The organism is Streptomyces neyagawaensis, from assembly GCF_023516595.1.
Taxonomy (GTDB): domain Bacteria; phylum Actinomycetota; class Actinomycetes; order Streptomycetales; family Streptomycetaceae; genus Streptomyces; species Streptomyces neyagawaensis.
In genome coordinates, this window is record NZ_JAMGBG010000087.1 from 1 (window position 1) to 15613 (window position 15613).

6 protein-coding genes and 1 pseudogene are annotated in these 15613 nt (G+C 73.3%); 1 reads left to right on the forward strand and 6 read right to left on the reverse strand.

The genetic code is table 11. The features are described from left to right. The 6 genes and pseudogenes from M8J73_RS30440 to M8J73_RS30465 all read right to left on the reverse strand — a co-directional run. The coding region (locus M8J73_RS30440) for a non-ribosomal peptide synthetase (protein WP_249829315.1) at nt 1–3304 on the reverse strand (3304 nt) is incomplete at its 3' end. A gap of 6 nt (nt 3305–3310) precedes the next feature. Continuing rightward, a pseudogene (locus M8J73_RS30445) lies at nt 3311–6931 on the reverse strand (acyl carrier protein); the annotation flags it as partial. A gap of 236 nt (nt 6932–7167) precedes the next feature. Continuing rightward, nucleotides 7168–8175 (reverse strand): condensation domain-containing protein, encoded by a 1008-nt coding sequence (locus tag M8J73_RS30450; protein WP_249829317.1) that lies wholly within the window; start codon nt 8173–8175, stop codon nt 7168–7170. Further along, nucleotides 8172–12179, reverse strand: coding sequence for an SDR family NAD(P)-dependent oxidoreductase (locus M8J73_RS30455; RefSeq protein WP_055538578.1), 4008 nt, complete (start codon nt 12177–12179; stop codon nt 8172–8174). Before M8J73_RS30455 ends, M8J73_RS30450 begins: the two co-directional genes overlap by 4 nt. Then, nucleotides 12176–13003, reverse strand: a complete 828-nt coding sequence (locus M8J73_RS30460) for a thioesterase II family protein (protein WP_079054811.1) — start codon at nt 13001–13003, stop codon at nt 12176–12178. Before M8J73_RS30460 ends, M8J73_RS30455 begins: the two co-directional genes overlap by 4 nt. 198 nt (nt 13004–13201) lie before the next feature. Continuing rightward, entirely contained in the window at nt 13202–14314 is a 1113-nt protein-coding gene (locus M8J73_RS30465) for a ParB/RepB/Spo0J family partition protein (RefSeq protein WP_079054812.1), read from the reverse strand. Between the two features lie 509 nt (nt 14315–14823). Here M8J73_RS30465 and M8J73_RS30470 point away from each other — a divergent pair. Next, nucleotides 14824–15444 (forward strand): ScbR family autoregulator-binding transcription factor, encoded by a 621-nt coding sequence (locus M8J73_RS30470; protein WP_055538579.1) that lies wholly within the window; start codon nt 14824–14826, stop codon nt 15442–15444. The last annotated feature ends 169 nt before the right edge of the window (nt 15445–15613 follow it).

The window sequence follows — 15613 nt, forward strand, 5'->3', positions numbered from 1 at the left end:
TGGCGACCAGGCCGGCACGGTCGATACCGAGCGGGAGTTCGGCGAGGACGGCCATGGAGAAGCGGTCGTGGGAGCCGCCGAGTTCGAGCATGTACTCGGCGATCGGCAGCAGCGGGAACTCGCCGGTGCCGCCGCCCTCGTACTCCTCCAGGACGACGGAGGCCGTCGACTGCTCGGAGGCGACGGCGGCCAGCTCCGCGGCCGTCCGGCGCTCGAAGATCTGCCGGGGGGTGACCTCGACGCCCTGGGCGCGGGCGCGGGAGACGACCTGGATGGAGCGGATGGAGTCGCCGCCCACGGCGAAGAAGTCGTCGTCGACGCCGACGCGTTCGAGGCCGAGGACCTCGGCGTACACCTCGGCGAGGATGCGCTCGCGCTCGGTGCCGGGGGCCCGGTAGGCGCCCGCGGTGAACTCCGGCTCGGGCAGCGCCTTGCGGTCGAGCTTGCCGTTCGGGGCGAGCGGCAGGCGGTCGAGGACGACGAACGCGGACGGGACCATGAAGTCCGGGAGCCGCTGCCCCACGAAGGCCCGCAGATCGGCGGTCTCGACGCCGGCGCGCAGGTCGGTGCTGGTGGAGTCGCTGCTGTAGGCGGGCACGACATAGCCGACGAGCTGCTTGGTGGTGCCGTGGGCGCGGGCGACGACGGCGGCCTGGGCGATGCCGGGGTGCGCGGTCAGCGCGGCCTCGACCTCGCCGGGCTCGATGCGGAAGCCGCGCACCTTGACCTGGGTGTCGCCGCGGCCGAGGTACTCCAGCTGCCCGTCGGCGTTCCAGCGGGCGAGGTCGCCCGTGCGGTACATGCGGGAGCCGGGCGGCCCGTACGGGTCGGCCACGAAGCGGTCGGCGGTCAGCTCGGCGCGGCCGTGGTAGCCGCGCGCCACGTTGCCGGCGACGTACAGCTCGCCCGCCACGCCCTGCGGTACGGGGGTGAGGCCGGGGCCGAGGACGTAGACGCGCATGTTGCCCAGCGGGGTGCCGATGGGCGCGCTGCCCTCGCCGTGCCAGCGGCGGCTCTCGTCGATGGCGAACGCGGTGGCGTAGAAGCTCTCGGTCTGGCCGTAGGCGTTGACGATCGTTACGTCGGGGAACGCCTCGCGGACCCGGGCGGCGAGCGTCGAGGAGAGCGCCTCGCCCGCGAAGACGAGGGTGTCGACGCTGGTGGTGTCCGCGATGTGGTCCATCAGCTCGGCGAAGACGGACGGGACGGTGCTGACGAGGCTGCCGTGCCAGCCCTCGCCCCGGGCCGCGCGCTCGCCGAGGACGAGGACGTCGCGGACGAGTTCGACGGTGCCGCCGTGGGTGAGCGTCGTGAAGATCTCGAAGACCGACACGTCGAAGTTGATGGAGGTGCCCGCGAGGGTCCGCGAGTCCTTGCCCATGTCGACGCGCTCGGCGAGCTGGAGGACGCCGTTGACGATGTTGTGGTGGGAGAGGGAGACGCCCTTCGGGGTGCCCGTCGAGCCCGAGGTGTACATGACGTACGCCAGGTTGTGCGGGTGGGCGCCGCCGGCGAGGTTCCCGGCCGGCTGCCCGGACAGGTCCAGCTCGTCGACGTACAGCTTCGGGGCGTTCGTCTCCGGCAGCACGGAGACCGTGGCGGAGTCGGTGAGGACCAGGTGCGGGCGGGCCTCGCCGAGGATGTACTCCAGGCGGTGGCTCGGGTACTTGGGGTCGATCGGCAGATAGGCGCCGCCGGACTTCAGCACCGCGAGCAGCGCCACGACGAGGTCGAGGGAGCGGGGCAGGGACAGCGCGACGATCGTCTCGGGGCCGACGCCGTGCTCGACGAGGACGTGGGCCAGCCGGTTGGCGCGGGCGTTCAGCTCGCCGTACGTCAGGGAGGTGCCCTCGTGGACGACGGCCTCGGCGTCGGGGCTGAGGGCGACCTGCTCCTCGACCAGCCGGGCCAGGGTGACCATCGGGGTCTGCTCGGCGGTGGCGTTCATCTCGACGAGGAAGCGTCGGCGCTCGGCCGGGTCCAGGGTGTCGACGGCGCCGACCGGGAGGGCCGGGTCGGCCATCAGTTGCCGCAGGACGCGGACGAAGCGGGCGCCGACGGCCTCGGCGGTGGACCGGTCGAACAGGTCGAGGGCGTACTCGATGGTGCCGCGCGCGCCCTGCCCGTCGTGGTGCCGGGCGATGTTGAACTCCAGATCGAACTTGGAGGTCTTGGTGTCGAGCTGCTCGAAGTCGAGGCGGGCCTCCAGGCCGGGCAGGTCCAGCTCGGGGCGGGTGATGTTCTGCCAGGCGAACAGCACCTGGAACAGCGGGTTGTAGGCGGTGGAGCGCTCGGGGCTGAGCCGGTCCACCAGCATCTCGAAGGGGGCGTCCTGGTTGTCGTAGGCGTTCAGGGCCCGCTCGCGGACCTGCTCCAGGACGTCCTCGAAGGTGGGGTTGCCGTCCAGGCGGACCCGCAGCACCCAGGTGTTGACGAAGAAGCCGACCAGGTCGGCGAGGTCCTCGTCGCCGCGGCCCGCGATCGGGGAGCCGATCGGGATGTCGTCGCCGCCGCCGAGCTGCTGGAGCAGCACGGCGAGGACGGACTGGAGGACCATCGACACGCTCAGTCCGCGCTCGGTGGCCAGCTCCTCGACCTGGGCGAGGAGTTCCGGCTCCAGCTCGAACTCGACGGTGTCGCCGCGGTGGCTGGCCACCGAGGGGCGGGTGCGGTCCAGGGGCAGCTGGAGCGGCTGCGCCAGGCCGGCCAGCTCGTCCTCCCAGTGGGCGAGCTGGCGGGAGACCAGGCTGTCGGGGTCGTTCTCGTCGCCGAGAAGCTCCCGCTGCCAGAGCGCGTAGTCGGCGTACTGGACGGGCAGTTCGGGGAAGTCGGGGGCGCGACCCTCGCGGCGGGCCCGGTAGGCGAGGCTCAGGTCCCGCAGCAGCGGGGCGCCGGACTCGCCGTCGGCGGCGATGTGGTGGAACAGCAGCAGCAGGACGTGCCGGTCCGGGGCCTGCCGCAGGATGCGGGCGCGCACGGGGATCTCGGCGTACAGGTCGAAGGTGTACGAGACGGCCTCGGCGATGGCCTCGGGGAGCCGCTCGGGCTCGACGTCCACGACGGGGATGTCGGGCCGGATCTCCTCCGGCGGAAGTATTCGCTGGTAGGGGACGCCGTCCTCGTCGTAGAGGATCGTGCGCAGGCTCTCGTGGCGGCCGATCACATCGCGGATCGAGGCGGCGAGGGCGCGGGTGTCGAGCTCTCCGGTGAGGTGGAGGGCGAGGGGCACGTTGTAGGTGGCAGAGGGGCCCTCGAAGCGGTCGATGAACCAGAGCCGACGCTGGGCAAACGACAACGGGATCACTTCGGACTACTCCTTGTTCATTCTGCGCAGACGGGGCCTGCTCGGGCTGGACGCGGGGGATCCGGCGGATCCGGCGGCCGCGGGGGCGGCCGTGATGTGGTCGGCGAGCTGGGCGAGGGTGGGGCTGGAGAAGATCGTCTTGATGGACACCTCGGCACCGAGCTGCTTACGGATGCGGCTCTTGATCCGCGTCGCGAGCAGCGAGGTCACACCCAGGTTGAAGAAGTTGTCGTGGACGCCGATCCGTTCGGGCTCGGTGCCGAGGACGTCCGCGAACAGGTCCCGCAGGGCCTGTTGGGCCGGGGGGAGGGGACCGGAGTCGGCGGTGGCCGCCGTCGCGCTGTCCGTCGCGCTGGCCGCCGTGCTGTCGGTGGCGCTGTCCGCCGCGGGGCCCGCCTTGCTGTCCATCACGGTGTCCGCCGCGACGATCGGCTCGCCCAGGTCCAGGGCGCCCACCGGGTGGGCCGGGTCGGCGGCCAGGGCGCGGAGCACGGTGTGGAGGCCTCCGGCGATCCGGTCGGCGGTGGCCCGGTCGAGCACACCCCGCTGGTACTGGAAGGTGAGCCGCAGCCGGGGTTCGGTGTCGGCGATCAGGGTGAGCGGGTAGTTGGAGCCGCCGAGCGAACGGGTCCCGTCGAGGGTGAGGCGGGCGGCGGCAGCGGCCTCGGCGAGCGCGGACTCGTCGGCGGGGAACGCCTGGTAGACGAGCAGCGTGTCGAAGAGGGCGCCGAGACCGGTGGCCTCGTACAACCCGCTCAGGGACTGGTGGTGGTGGTCGAGGAGCTCGGTCTGCCGCTCCTGGAGGCCGGTCAGCAGGGTGCCGAGACCGTCCTCGGGGGCGTACCGCACACGTACGGGCAGGGTGTTGATGAACAGCCCGACCATCGACTCGACACCGGGCAGCCCCGGCGGCCGGCCGGAGACGGTCGCCCCGAACAGCACGTCGTCGCGTCCGGTGAGCCGGCCGAGGACGACGGCCCAGGCACCCTGCACCAGGGTGTTGAGGGTGACGCCCAGCTCCCCGGCGCGCCGGACCAGCGAGGCGGCCTCCTCGTCGGTGAGGGAGACGGTCGCGGTGCCGACCTCGGAGCCGGACGCCTCGTCGCGGGCGACGGCCGTGCCGGCGAGCAGCGTCGGGCGGTCCACACCGGCGAGTTCGGCGGCCCATGCCTCCGCCGCCTCCCGCTGGTCCTGCCGGGCCAGCCACGCGAGGTGGTCGCGGAAGCCGCGCACCGGCGGCAGGGGCGCCTGATGGCCGTGGGAGGCGTACAGGCGGAGCAGGTCCCGGGCGAGGACCGGCTCGGACCAGCCGTCGAGGAGCGCGTGGTGCAGGGTGAGGACGAGCGCGGCCTGTTCGGCGCCCAGCCGGATCAGCGTCATCCGCACCAGGGGCGGGGTGGCGAGGTCGAAGGGCACGGCCTGGTCCTCGGCGAGGAACCGCTCGAACGCCTCCTCCCGCTCCTCGGGCACCAGTGTCCTCAGGTCCAGCTCCTGCCAGGGGAGCTGGACGCCGTCCACCACCAGTTGCACCAGATCGCCCTGGGTGTCCGGGGCGAAGGCGACGCGCAGCGCGGGGTGCCGGTCCAGCAGCCCCTGCCCGGCCTCCCGCATCCGCGCGGGGTCGACCCGGCCGGAGAAGGTGAACACCGTCTGCATGCGGTACGCGTCGTAGCCGCTGTCGCTGAGCATCGACTCGAACAGCATCCCGGACTGCATCGGCGTCAGCGGCCATACGTCGGACAGGTTCGGGTGGCGCTCGCGGAAGGCGGCCAGATCCTCGTCGCCCAGCTGGACCAGGGGGCCCGACACGTCATCGTACGTCTCGGCGGGGGTGCCCGCGTGCGGGGCGAGCCGCGCCACCGTGCGGTGGGTGAGCAGCTGCCGCTGGGTGATCTCCAGGCCCCGGGCGCGGGCCTCGGCGACCACCTTGACGGAGCGCAGCGAGTCACCGCCGATGGCGAGGAAGTCGTCGTCGGCGCCGACCCGGTCGAGGCCCAGCACCTGGGCGTAGACCTCGGCGAGGATGCGCTCCCGCTCGCCCTGGGGCTCCCGGTACTCCCCTGCGGTGAACACCGGCTCGGGCAGCGCCTTGCGGTCTAGCTTGCCGTTGGGCGACAGCGGAAGCGTGTCGAGGAACATGAAGGACGCCGGGACCATGAACTCGGGCAGCCGCTCGGCGGCCAGGGCCTTCAGCTCGTCGGCGGTGACACCGGCGCCGGGCGCCGCGTCGGCCGGGCCGCCGTCCGCGACCAGGTAGGCGACCAGTTGCCGCCCCTCGTGGGCGACGACCGCGGCCTGCCGTACGGCCGGGTGGGCGAGCAGCACGGACTCGATCTCGCCGAGTTCGATGCGCAGCCCGCGCAGCTTGACCTGGTGGTCGGTGCGCCCGAGGTACTCGACCTCACCGTCGGCGGTCCACCGGGCGAGGTCGCCGGTGCGGTACATCCGCGTCCCGGCGGGCCCGTACGGGTCGGCGAGGAAGCGGTCGGCGGTGATCTCGGGGCGGCCCAGGTAGGCGCTCGCCAGCTGGACGCCCGCGAGGTACAGCTCGCCGGGCTCGCCGACCGCGACGGGCCGCAGCCCGGCGTCGAGGACGTACAGCCGGGTGTTCCACACCGGCTTCCCGATCGGTACGGGCCCGTCGGCGGCGGTGTCGCAGGGGTGGTACGTGACGTCGACGGCGGCCTCGGTCGGCCCGTACAGGTTGTGCAGCTCCACGCCCGGCAGCAGCCGGCCGAACTCCCGTACCGCCTCGCGGGGCAGGGCCTCGCCGGAGCAGAAGACCCGGCGCAGGCCCGTGCAGCCGGACGCGTCGGGCCCGTCGAGCCCGGCGAGGAACACCTGGAGCATCGACGGCACGAAGTGGCAGGTGGTGACGGACTGTTCGCGGATGGTCCGGGCCAGATACGCGGGGTCCTTGTGGCCGCCGGGTTCCGCGACGACGATCGCCGCGCCCTCCCGCAGCGCCCAGAAGAACTCCCACACGGACACGTCGAACCCGGACGGCGTCTTCTGGAGCACCCGGTCGGCGGCGGTGAGCGGGTACTCCGCCTGCATCCACCGCAGCCGGTTGTCGATCGCGCCGTGCGGGACGACGACGCCCTTGGGGCGGCCGGTGGAGCCCGAGGTGAAGATGATGTACGCCGGGTGGGCGGGTGTGACGGCCGGCGTGGGATCGGTGTCCGGGCGGCCGTCGAGGGAGGTGTCGTCGAGGGCGACGACGGTGATGCCGTCCGGCACCGGCACCCGCCCGGCGGTGTCGGCGACGACACAGGCCGGGCCGGTGTGCTCCAGCATGTAGGCGAGCCGGTCGGCCGGGTAGTCGGGGTCCAGCGGCAGATAGGCGCCGCCCGCCTTCACCACCGCGACCAGGGTGACCAGCAGCTCCAGGGAGCGCGGTACGGCCACCGCGACCGGGGTGCCGGGGGTGACGCCGAGGGCGGCCAGATGGTGGGCGAGCCGGTTGGCGCGGGCGTTGAACTCGGCGTACGTCAGGGTCTCGGAGCCGAAGACCAGGGCCGTCGCGTCCGGGGTGCGCCGGACCTGCTCCTCGATGAGGGCGACGAGTGTGGTGACCGGCAGCTCACGGCCGGTGTCGTTGAACTCCTCCAGAACCAGGGCGCGTTCGGCGCCGACTGCCTGACGGGCCGACTCCACCTCCGCGGAGCGCTGTTGGCCGGTCAATTTCCACACCTCTTCTCTCACTGGATTTCCCGTACTCCGGGAATTTCGCGAATGCGGAACACAAGTCCGCGAACCGCAAGGAAAAAGACGAAACAAAGGGGGATCGCAAGAGGATTGCAAGGGATTGAAAGGGGATTGCAACGACCCTAATCGGCCGCTTAATTGGCCAACAAGGTTGTTCAACCGACCAATTGAGCCGCTTGGACGGTGAATTCACCGGCGTGCGAGACGCCCGCCCGGGAATCGTTCGCGAGCCGTCGCAGGACGCCCGCGAGCCGGTCGGCGGTGTCCCGCGCGGCCTCGGTCCCGAACAGTCCGCGCCGGCCGCGCAGCCGCAGCTCCAGCGGGCCGGGGTCGGCGCGCATGACGAGGGTCAGCGGCGGCTGCCCGTGCTGGATCGCCCGGACGCCGGTGACGGTGACCCGCCCGGCGGCGGGCACGGGGGCGCCGGGGGGCGGGACGCAGAGGTCGGCGCCGCCGAGCACGGCCTCCCGGCGTCCGGCGGCGCCCGCGAGGACCACCGTCCAGGCGCCGCGTACGACGGTCTCCAGGTCGACGCCGAGCCCCAGGGCCCGCAGGGTGAGCCGGCCGGCGTCCGCCGCGGTCAGCGGGACCTCGGTCTCCTCGGTCGGCGGCTCGGCGCCCCGGGCGCGCACGGTGCCGGGAACGGCGTACGAGCGCAGCAGGTCCCGCAGCAGGGCGCGCAGGGTGCCCTCGTCGTGGTGCTGCTGCCGGGCGGTGAGCACCAGCAGATGCCGCTCCCAGGCCAGCCGGACGAGTGCGGCCCGCTCCGGCGGACCGGGGGACCCCACGCTCCCCCGGTCCGCGGCGAGCAGGCCGTCCAGCGCGTCGGTCCGCTCGCCGACGGTCAGCGCCCCGAGGTCCAGCTCCCGCCAGAACGGCTTCCGCCCGCCCCGGTCCAGCACCCCCTTGACGGCGCCCCGCATCCGCACGGCATCCACCCACCCGCCCAGATGGACGACGAGCTGCGCCGGACCGGTGTCGGGGGCGGGGAGGAGGGTGGGCGGGGCGTCCGCCGGTGCCGGGGGCGCCGGGGCGGACGCCGTCGGGGAAGGCGCCGGTGCCGCCGATCGCCGCGGGACCGCGGGCGGGACCACCCGCGCCGGGACGGCCGGTGAAGCCGCCCCCGCCGCCTCCGGTAAGAGTGCCGGGCTCCGCCGGGTCATCGCGCGGCTCCCGCCGCTGTCGGCGTGACCGCCTCGGTCGTCACCGCGACCGCCTCGGTCGCCGCCGTGGCCGCCTCGGTGGCCGCCGTGGCCGCCGCCACCCTCGTCGCCATTCCCTCGACCGTCGGGTTCTCGTACAGCTCGTGGGTGCTGAGGCGGACAGCGAGTTCCGTGTCGACGCGGGCCAGCAGGCGGGTCGCGCGCAGGGAGTTGCCGCCGAGGTCGAAGAAGGACTCGTCGCGGCCGACGGTCTGCTGCCCGAGCACGTCGGACCAGATCGCGGCGATCCGCTGCTCCAGCTCCCCCTCCGGCGGGGTCTGCGTCCGCCGGCCGAGGGCCGCCCGGCGCGGCGCCATGTCGAGCAGCAGCTGGGTCGTGTCGACGGCCCCGCTGCCGTCCTTGGGGATACGGCTGACCTCCAGGAGCCGTACCGGCACCGGCAGGTCGGCGAGCGCGGGCGCGAGCGCCGCGTGCACGGCGGCCGGGTCGGCGCCCTCCTCCGCGTCGGTGGTGTACGCGACCAGCACCTCGCGCACGCTCAGCTCGTCCGGCGCCAGCTCGCCCACGACGAAGGGGTTCCGCGCGTCGAGCCCGATGAGCTGGTAGTGGTACGGCAGTGCCGTCGCCGTGAGGAAGCAGCGCAGGCCCCGTTCGGGGTCGATCGCCCGGAAGCCGCGCCGGCGTGCGGGCGCCGTGGACTGCCCCTGGCTCATGCCGACGTCGTCCCACATGCTCCAGGCGAGGCAGCGCACGTCCCGGCCGCGCTCGTGGTGCCAGTGGTCGGCGAAGCCCACGAGGAACGCGTTGGCGGCGGAGTACGCGCCGAAGGAGTGCCCGCCGAACTCGCCGTTCACCGAGCCGAAGAGGACCAGGGACGCCTCCGGGCGGCTCTCCAGGACATCGGCGAGGGCGAGCGTGCCGGCGACCTTGGCCGCGTACTGGGCACGGAACCCGTCCTCGGACTCGCGGGCCAGGGTGTGCCGTTCGAGGTTCTGCCACTGCTCGGAGACGTCGGCTGCGGCCAGGTGGAGGACGCCGTCGAGGGGGCGTCCCCAACGCTGCTCGGCGGCGGTCACCGCGGCGTTCAGCTGCTCGGGGTCGGTGATGTCGGCCTGGCGGTAGGTGACCTCGCCGAGGTCGGTGAGGTCCCGCAGCCGGGCCGCCTTCGCGCCCTCGGCGGGCGACCGGCCCACCAGCAGCAGCCGGGCGCCGTAGGCGGCCAGCAGGTAGCCGGCGAGGTCGCTCGCGATCCCGCCGAGACCGCCGGTGACCAGGTACAGCCCGCCCGGCACCAGCGGCGGCGCGACCTCGGCCTCGGTCTCGTCGTCGACGGGGCGCAGCCGGGGCTGCCAGCGCAGGCCCTCGCGTGCGGCGACCACCCCGGTGTGGGTGGGGTCGGCGAGTTCGGTGCGTACGGCGCGGGCCCACTGGGCGCGGTCGGCGGGCAGGTCGAGCTGCCGCACGGTGATCAGCGGGTTCTCGGCGGCGGCCGTGCGGATCAGCCCCGGCAGGGCGCACACGCCGAGGTCGACGCGGTCGCCGGGCCGTACATGGGCGGCGCCCTCGGTGAGGACGAGCAGCAGCGGGGCGCCGAACTCGTCGAGCACGCCCATCAGCGCGGTGAGCTGGGTGCTGACGGCGGTGATCCGGGCGGTGGGCTCGTCGTCCTTGCCGTCGAGCGGCCAGGCGAACACCACCGAGTCGATGGGCCCGTAGTGCGCGGTGACGTCGGTGAGGACCCGGCGCAGGTCCTCGGGGTCGCCGGGCGCGACCCGGTAGCGGTCGAGGTCGACCTCGGCGAAGGAGCGGCCCCGGCCGACGACCACGGCGGGTTCGTCGTCCAGGCCGAGCGCGGCGAGCTGCTCCTCCTCGGCGAACACGACCCGTGTGCCGCAGTCGGCGGAGAACACCAGCCGCGAGGAGCCGCTGTCGGCGGGGGCCTGCGCGGCGGGCAGCCGCGACCACTGCCGGCGGAAGAACCACGTACCGGCGTCCTCGGTCTCGTCCTCCTCGTCGGCGATGCGGTCGGCGAACCGTCCGGCGCGCAGGTCGGCGACGAGCGCGGCCCGCTGGATCTTGCCGCTCGCGGTCTTCGGGAACTCGGTGTCCGTGACGGGCACGACCACGTCGGGGGCGATCCCCGCCTCCCGGACCAGCGCGGCCCGTACGTCCTGGAAGGTGCGGGCGAGCGACTCGGCGTCCCAGCGCGCCGGCACGAAGAAGATCACCAGTCGGTCGGAGCCCTCGCCGGGCTCGCGGACCCCGGCCGCCGCCGAGAACGTGACGCGTACGCCCTCGACCTGTTCGACGACGCTCTCCAGTTCGTGCGCGACGAAGTTGGCGCCCCGCACGATGATCTGGTCCTTCTTGCGCCCGGCGATGACGAGCGACCCGTCCCGCACGAAGGCGAGGTCCCCGGTGCGGAACCAGCCGTCGTCGGTGAACGCGTCCCGATTGGCCTCGGCGTTGCCGTGGTAGTGCCGCAGCATCGTCACACCGCGGATCTGGAGTTCGCCGACCCGGTCCTGGGGCAGCGTCCGCCCCTGGTCGTCGACGACGCGGACGGTCACGCCGGGGATGGGCCCGCCGACCTCGGTGAACGCGACCGCGTCGGCGCCCTTGCCGTCGACCGACTGGTAGACGAGGTCGCCGTCGAGGGACGCCTGCGAGACGACGACCGTCCCCAGCTCCCGGTCGTCGCGGCTCTGCCGGGTGTAGGTGACGCCGGAGCAGGTCTCGGACATCCCCCAGCACGGCACCATCGCGTCCGCGCGCAGCCCGTGCGGGGCGAGCAGTTCGAGGAAGCGGTGGCTGGTGGTGGCGACGACGGGCTCGCCCGCGTTGACGAACTCCCGCATCCGCGACAGGTCCCAGCTCCGCCGGCCGACCTCGTCGGCGCACTCGTTGACCAGGTTGTACGCGAAGTTCGGCGCCCAGGTGTTGGTGACGCCGTACCGGTCGATCCAGTCCAGCCAGAGCAGCGGGTCGCCGAGGACGTCGTCGATGCGCCCGTTGATGTGCCGGCACCGCAGGAACATGTCGCGGACGTTGTAGTAGACCATCGTCACGTGGTCGAGCGGCATCCAGATGAGGCTGACGTCCTCGCTGGTGTAACCGCGTGCCTGGATCACCGCCCATTCGCGCGCGGCGACGGAGGCGTTGGTGTGCTGCACGCACTTGGGGACGCCGGTGCTGCCCGAGGTGAGCAGGTTGATCACCGGCGAGTCCGGGGTCGTCGCGAACCAGTCGGAGTCCCGTTCGTGGCCGAGGAGTTCACCGACGCGGAGGATCCGCAGGTCCGGCTCGCCCCACAGGGTGTGCAGCGCGCCGAGCGCCGGCGCGGTCGCCCGGTCCGTGAGGATCACGGGCCGGTCGAGCAGCTGCCAGGCGTTGTGCAGCTTGCGGGTGGTCTCGTTGTGGCTCTCGTACGTCGTCGCCACGGCCACCGGCGTCGGCACGAACCCGCCGAGCACACAGGCCCAGAAGGCGGTCATGTACGCCCGGTGGTCCCCGAACTGGAAGAGGGCCGCGTCACCGGGGACGAGCCCGGCCGCCCGTAGCCCGGCGAGCACCCGCTCCGCCTCGACGAGGAGTTCGGCGTAGGTCTGGAGGTCGGGCTCGCTGCCCTTGCGCAGATACAGGGTGCCCTGCTCGGGGGCGAGTTCGGCGGCCTGCCGCAGCCCTTCCTGAAGGGTGGTGGGCGCCCCCTCGGGGATGCGCAGCTCACCGCCGAAGGTCTCGGAGGAGGGCCGCTCGGAGGGCGACGCCGACGCCGCCTGCGGTGCGGTTGATGTCTGCGGTGCCTGTGATGTTTGTGCTGTCTGCGGCGTCTGGGGCGTGCCCGCGCCCTCTCCTCCGCTGTCGACGGTCCGTGCTCCCTGCCGTACGACGACGGCGGCGTCGCGCACGCCCGGTATCGCCCGTGTGGCGGTGGCGAGGCGGGCGGCGACGGCGGGATCGAGGCCCGGGGTGAGGTCGGGGGTGAGGTCGGGTGTGTGGGTCATCGCGCGCTCCCCGCGAGTTCGGGTGCCGGCCGGGAGGACGCGGCGTGGGACGGGCCGGTGGGGGCCTGGCCGGTGAGGACCTGGCTGAGGTGGGCGACCAGTTCGGTCGGGTCGTGGAGGAAGTAGAAGTGGCCGCCCGGATAGAACCGGGTGTGGAAGGCGCCGGTGGTGTGCGCGGCCCAGCCGTAGAGGGTGTCCTTGGGCGCCCGCGGGTCCGCGTCGCCGCTGAGCACGGTGATCGGGGTGTCCAGCGGCTCCCCCGGTTCCACCCGGTGCCGCTCCCAGAGGGTGAAGTCGGCGCGCAGCGTGGGCAGCAGGCCCTCCATGACCTCCTCGTCCTCGGCGATCTCGGGCTCGATCCCGCCCAGCCGGACGACCTCGGCGCCGAGTTCCTCGTCGGAGAGGGTGTGCATCACCGGGATCCGGCCGACGGTGCCGGGCGCGGGCTGCGCGGACAGGAACAGCCGGCTCGGCCGGGGCCCGCCCTTCTCCCGCAGCGCCTTGGCGACCTCGTACGCGAGCGCCGCGCCGCCGGAGTGCCCGAAGAAGGCGAAGTCCCCGTCGAGGAAGGGCCGCAGCGCCTGCGTCAGCACTTTCACCAGGGGGCCCACCTCGGTCACCGGGTCCTCGGCGATCCGGTTCTGCCGCCCCGGCAACTGCACGGCGGCCAGCTCGACCTCCGCCGGCAGCAACCGCGCCCACTCCCCGTAGGCCCCGGCCCCGGCCCCGGCATGCGGAAAACAAATGAGCCGCGTCCGGGCCCGGGGCCGCCGGGCCCGCCAGATCCAGGGGGTCTCGACAAGAAGATCGGGATGATCAGTCATGGGGTTTCCTCCATAAGAAGGTGCACTTCGAAAAAGCTCGCCGGAAAAGAGGCGCGCCTTGAATTCCACGCCGCCCGCAATCGGCCCTGAGGGCGCGGGGCGCTGACACCATGCGGCTCCGCCGCGTGGGCGCGACCAGCCACGAACAACCCGCACCCGCACCGCGAGAAACCCCCCACGGCGGCAAGGCGCGAAAACTCAACCCCGCCGCATCTCCAACTCATTGGCCAGCCGCAGCCAGTGGTCGGCACACCGCCGCGCCGCCTGCGCCAGCACCGGCGCCCGATGCCCCGGCACACTCCGCGCCAGCCGCTGCCACTTCGCCTCGTCGCCGATCGAGTGGACGCTGAGCATCTGCAGCAGCATCCGCCCCGCCTCGGTCCGCAGCGACGGGTCCTTGCAGATGTTCGGCAGGATCAACCCGATCGCCGCCGCCGACAGATGCGCCGTTCCACGAGCGCCGCCGGCGGCCTGCCCGGCCCCGCGCCCCGGTTCGTCCCGCGCGGCGACCCGCCTGGCGGGCGGCGCCTGCGGCACCGGGTCCTGCCCGCGGCGGATCCGGTCCCGTACGTCCTTCGCCGTGGCCGTGGCGATACCGGCCCGCTCGGCGATCTCGCGGAGCGACGCCGTGGGGTTCGCGGCGATGACCTGGCTGGCCCGCAGCCGCCCCTCGGTCGCCTGAAGCGGCCGTACCCGGCCGTCCCGGCCGACGCGGGGCGCGTTCAACTGGTCGGTTCGGCTCGTTGAACGGCGCCGGATCGCCGCGACCGTGCTCGGCGCGAGCCCCGCGTTGGAGGCGATACGGCGGTCGGACCAGTACGGGTGGGTGGTGAGGATGCGCTCGGCCGCCGCCGCGCGGTCGGCCTGGGACAGGGGCAGGCCGTGCGCGATGTTCAGCTCGACGGACAGGGCGAAGACCTCGTCCTCGTCACCGTCGAAGTACTCGACCTCGATGGTCGTGGCACCGCGCAGCCGGGCCGCGGCGAGCCGGTGCATCCCGTCGATGACCCGCATCGTCGGGTGGTGGACCAGGATCGGCGGCAGCGGTTCCTCCTGCTCGGCGAGGGTGCGCACATGGTCGCGGTTCTCGCCGCCGAGCCGGGGGGAGTCGGACGCGCGGAGCGCGTCGACGTCCACGACGCCCGTCCGCCGCGTCCGGCCCCCTCGGTCGCCGGCCGGTCCCCCGCGGTCCCCTGCGGGGGCGGCGCCGGGCTGCGGCACCCCGGCGCCCGCCGCGACGGCCAGACGCAGGCCCGGCCTGGGCCCCTCCCGGCGGTCAGTGGTTTCGACGTGAGCGCCTGAGACGTTCATGACGTGTTCGCTCCTCCCCGTACGGGCGGGCCACAGCTCTGCTTTCCCCCGTGGCCCTCTCAACCGTCCCCAGAAACATACCAGGCGCGCGGATTTTTTTACCCCCCTCGTGGCCGGTTTCCTCACGACCACGCGCACCGCACGTCCGGACCAGAAGCTGACAAACAGGAACGAAAACGGCCCGCAGCCGCGCCTCGGGGGATGTAGGCGCGGCTGCGGGAGTCTGTTTCAGCGCGGAAACGGGCGATTTCCCCGGGGGATCACCCCGAGCCCGTCGCTTCCCTTCGATAGAAACATACCGCGCTGCTGGTTTGCAACATCGGGATCCGGCACGCTCCGCCGCCGTAGCTGAATGCACGCTTCCGTCGCACCTCGCCACGAGAGGGCGCCCTACTTGCCGGAATCGAACCGATAAGGCGGGGTAGAAAAGAAACCGCATGGTTGGTTTTATAGTCGGGAGACACTGGCACCGACATCGACATCGACAAGGCCCCGGAGGGGAGCCCACCGTGCTGAAACAGGAACGCGCCCTGCACACCCGACATGCCCTCGTGCGCTCGGCCGCGGAGATCTTCGAGCGGCACGGGTACGCGCGGGCGAAGCTGGCCGAGATCAGTGCCGGCGCCGGGGTGAGCCCCGGAGCACTGCACTTCCACTTCGAGAACAAGGCGGCCGTGGCCGCGACGGTTCAGGCAGTGGCCGCGGAGAACCTGCGGCGGGCGGCCCGCACCGCGACCCGGCGGCCCGGCCTCGACCCCCTGCAACGCCTCACCGACGCCTCGTACGCCTTGGCCGAGCGGCTCCGCCAGGACGTGGTGGCGCGGGCCGGCTCACGGCTGAGCGGCGACGAGGCGTGCCGGACGGAGGTGGATCTGGGAGCGGAGTGGCGGGCCTGCGTCCATGGGTTGCTCACCGAGGCGGCGGCCCGGGACCTGCTCGCCGGAGGCGTCTCCCGCGCCGATGCGACGGCGTCCGTGGTCGCGGCGACGACTGGTCTGGAGGTCCTGGGCCGCACCGATCCCGAGTGGCTCTCCCCCACGACACTCACCCGCGTCTGGCGCGTCACGCTGCCCCGCCTGGCGGCGCCGGGGGCGCTGAGCCGGCTGTCGCCTGGACCGGGCGCCCAGTGACTCGGGGACCGGGTTGCATTGGCGGATGCGGGTCCGTTGTGGCTTGTCGCGCAGTTCCCCGCGCCCCTGAGGGAACGGGCCTACGGCCCGTCCTCCCCCTGAAGGCTCGGCCGTGAAGGCTTTGCCCTGAAGGCTCCGCCCTGAGGTTCGGCCCTGAGGTTCGGCCCTG

Excerpts from the sequence above, each read along its gene's own strand:
- M8J73_RS30465 (WP_079054812.1), bottom strand. The coding sequence starts at position 14,314 with ATGAACGTCTCAGGCGCTCACGTCGAAACCACTGACCGCCGGGAGGGG.
- M8J73_RS30455 (WP_055538578.1), bottom strand. The coding sequence starts at position 12,179 with ATGACCCACACACCCGACCTCACCCCCGACCTCACCCCGGGCCTCGAT.
- M8J73_RS30460 (WP_079054811.1), bottom strand. The coding sequence starts at position 13,003 with ATGACTGATCATCCCGATCTTCTTGTCGAGACCCCCTGGATCTGGCGG.
- M8J73_RS30450 (WP_249829317.1), bottom strand. The coding sequence starts at position 8,175 with ATGACCCGGCGGAGCCCGGCACTCTTACCGGAGGCGGCGGGGGCGGCT.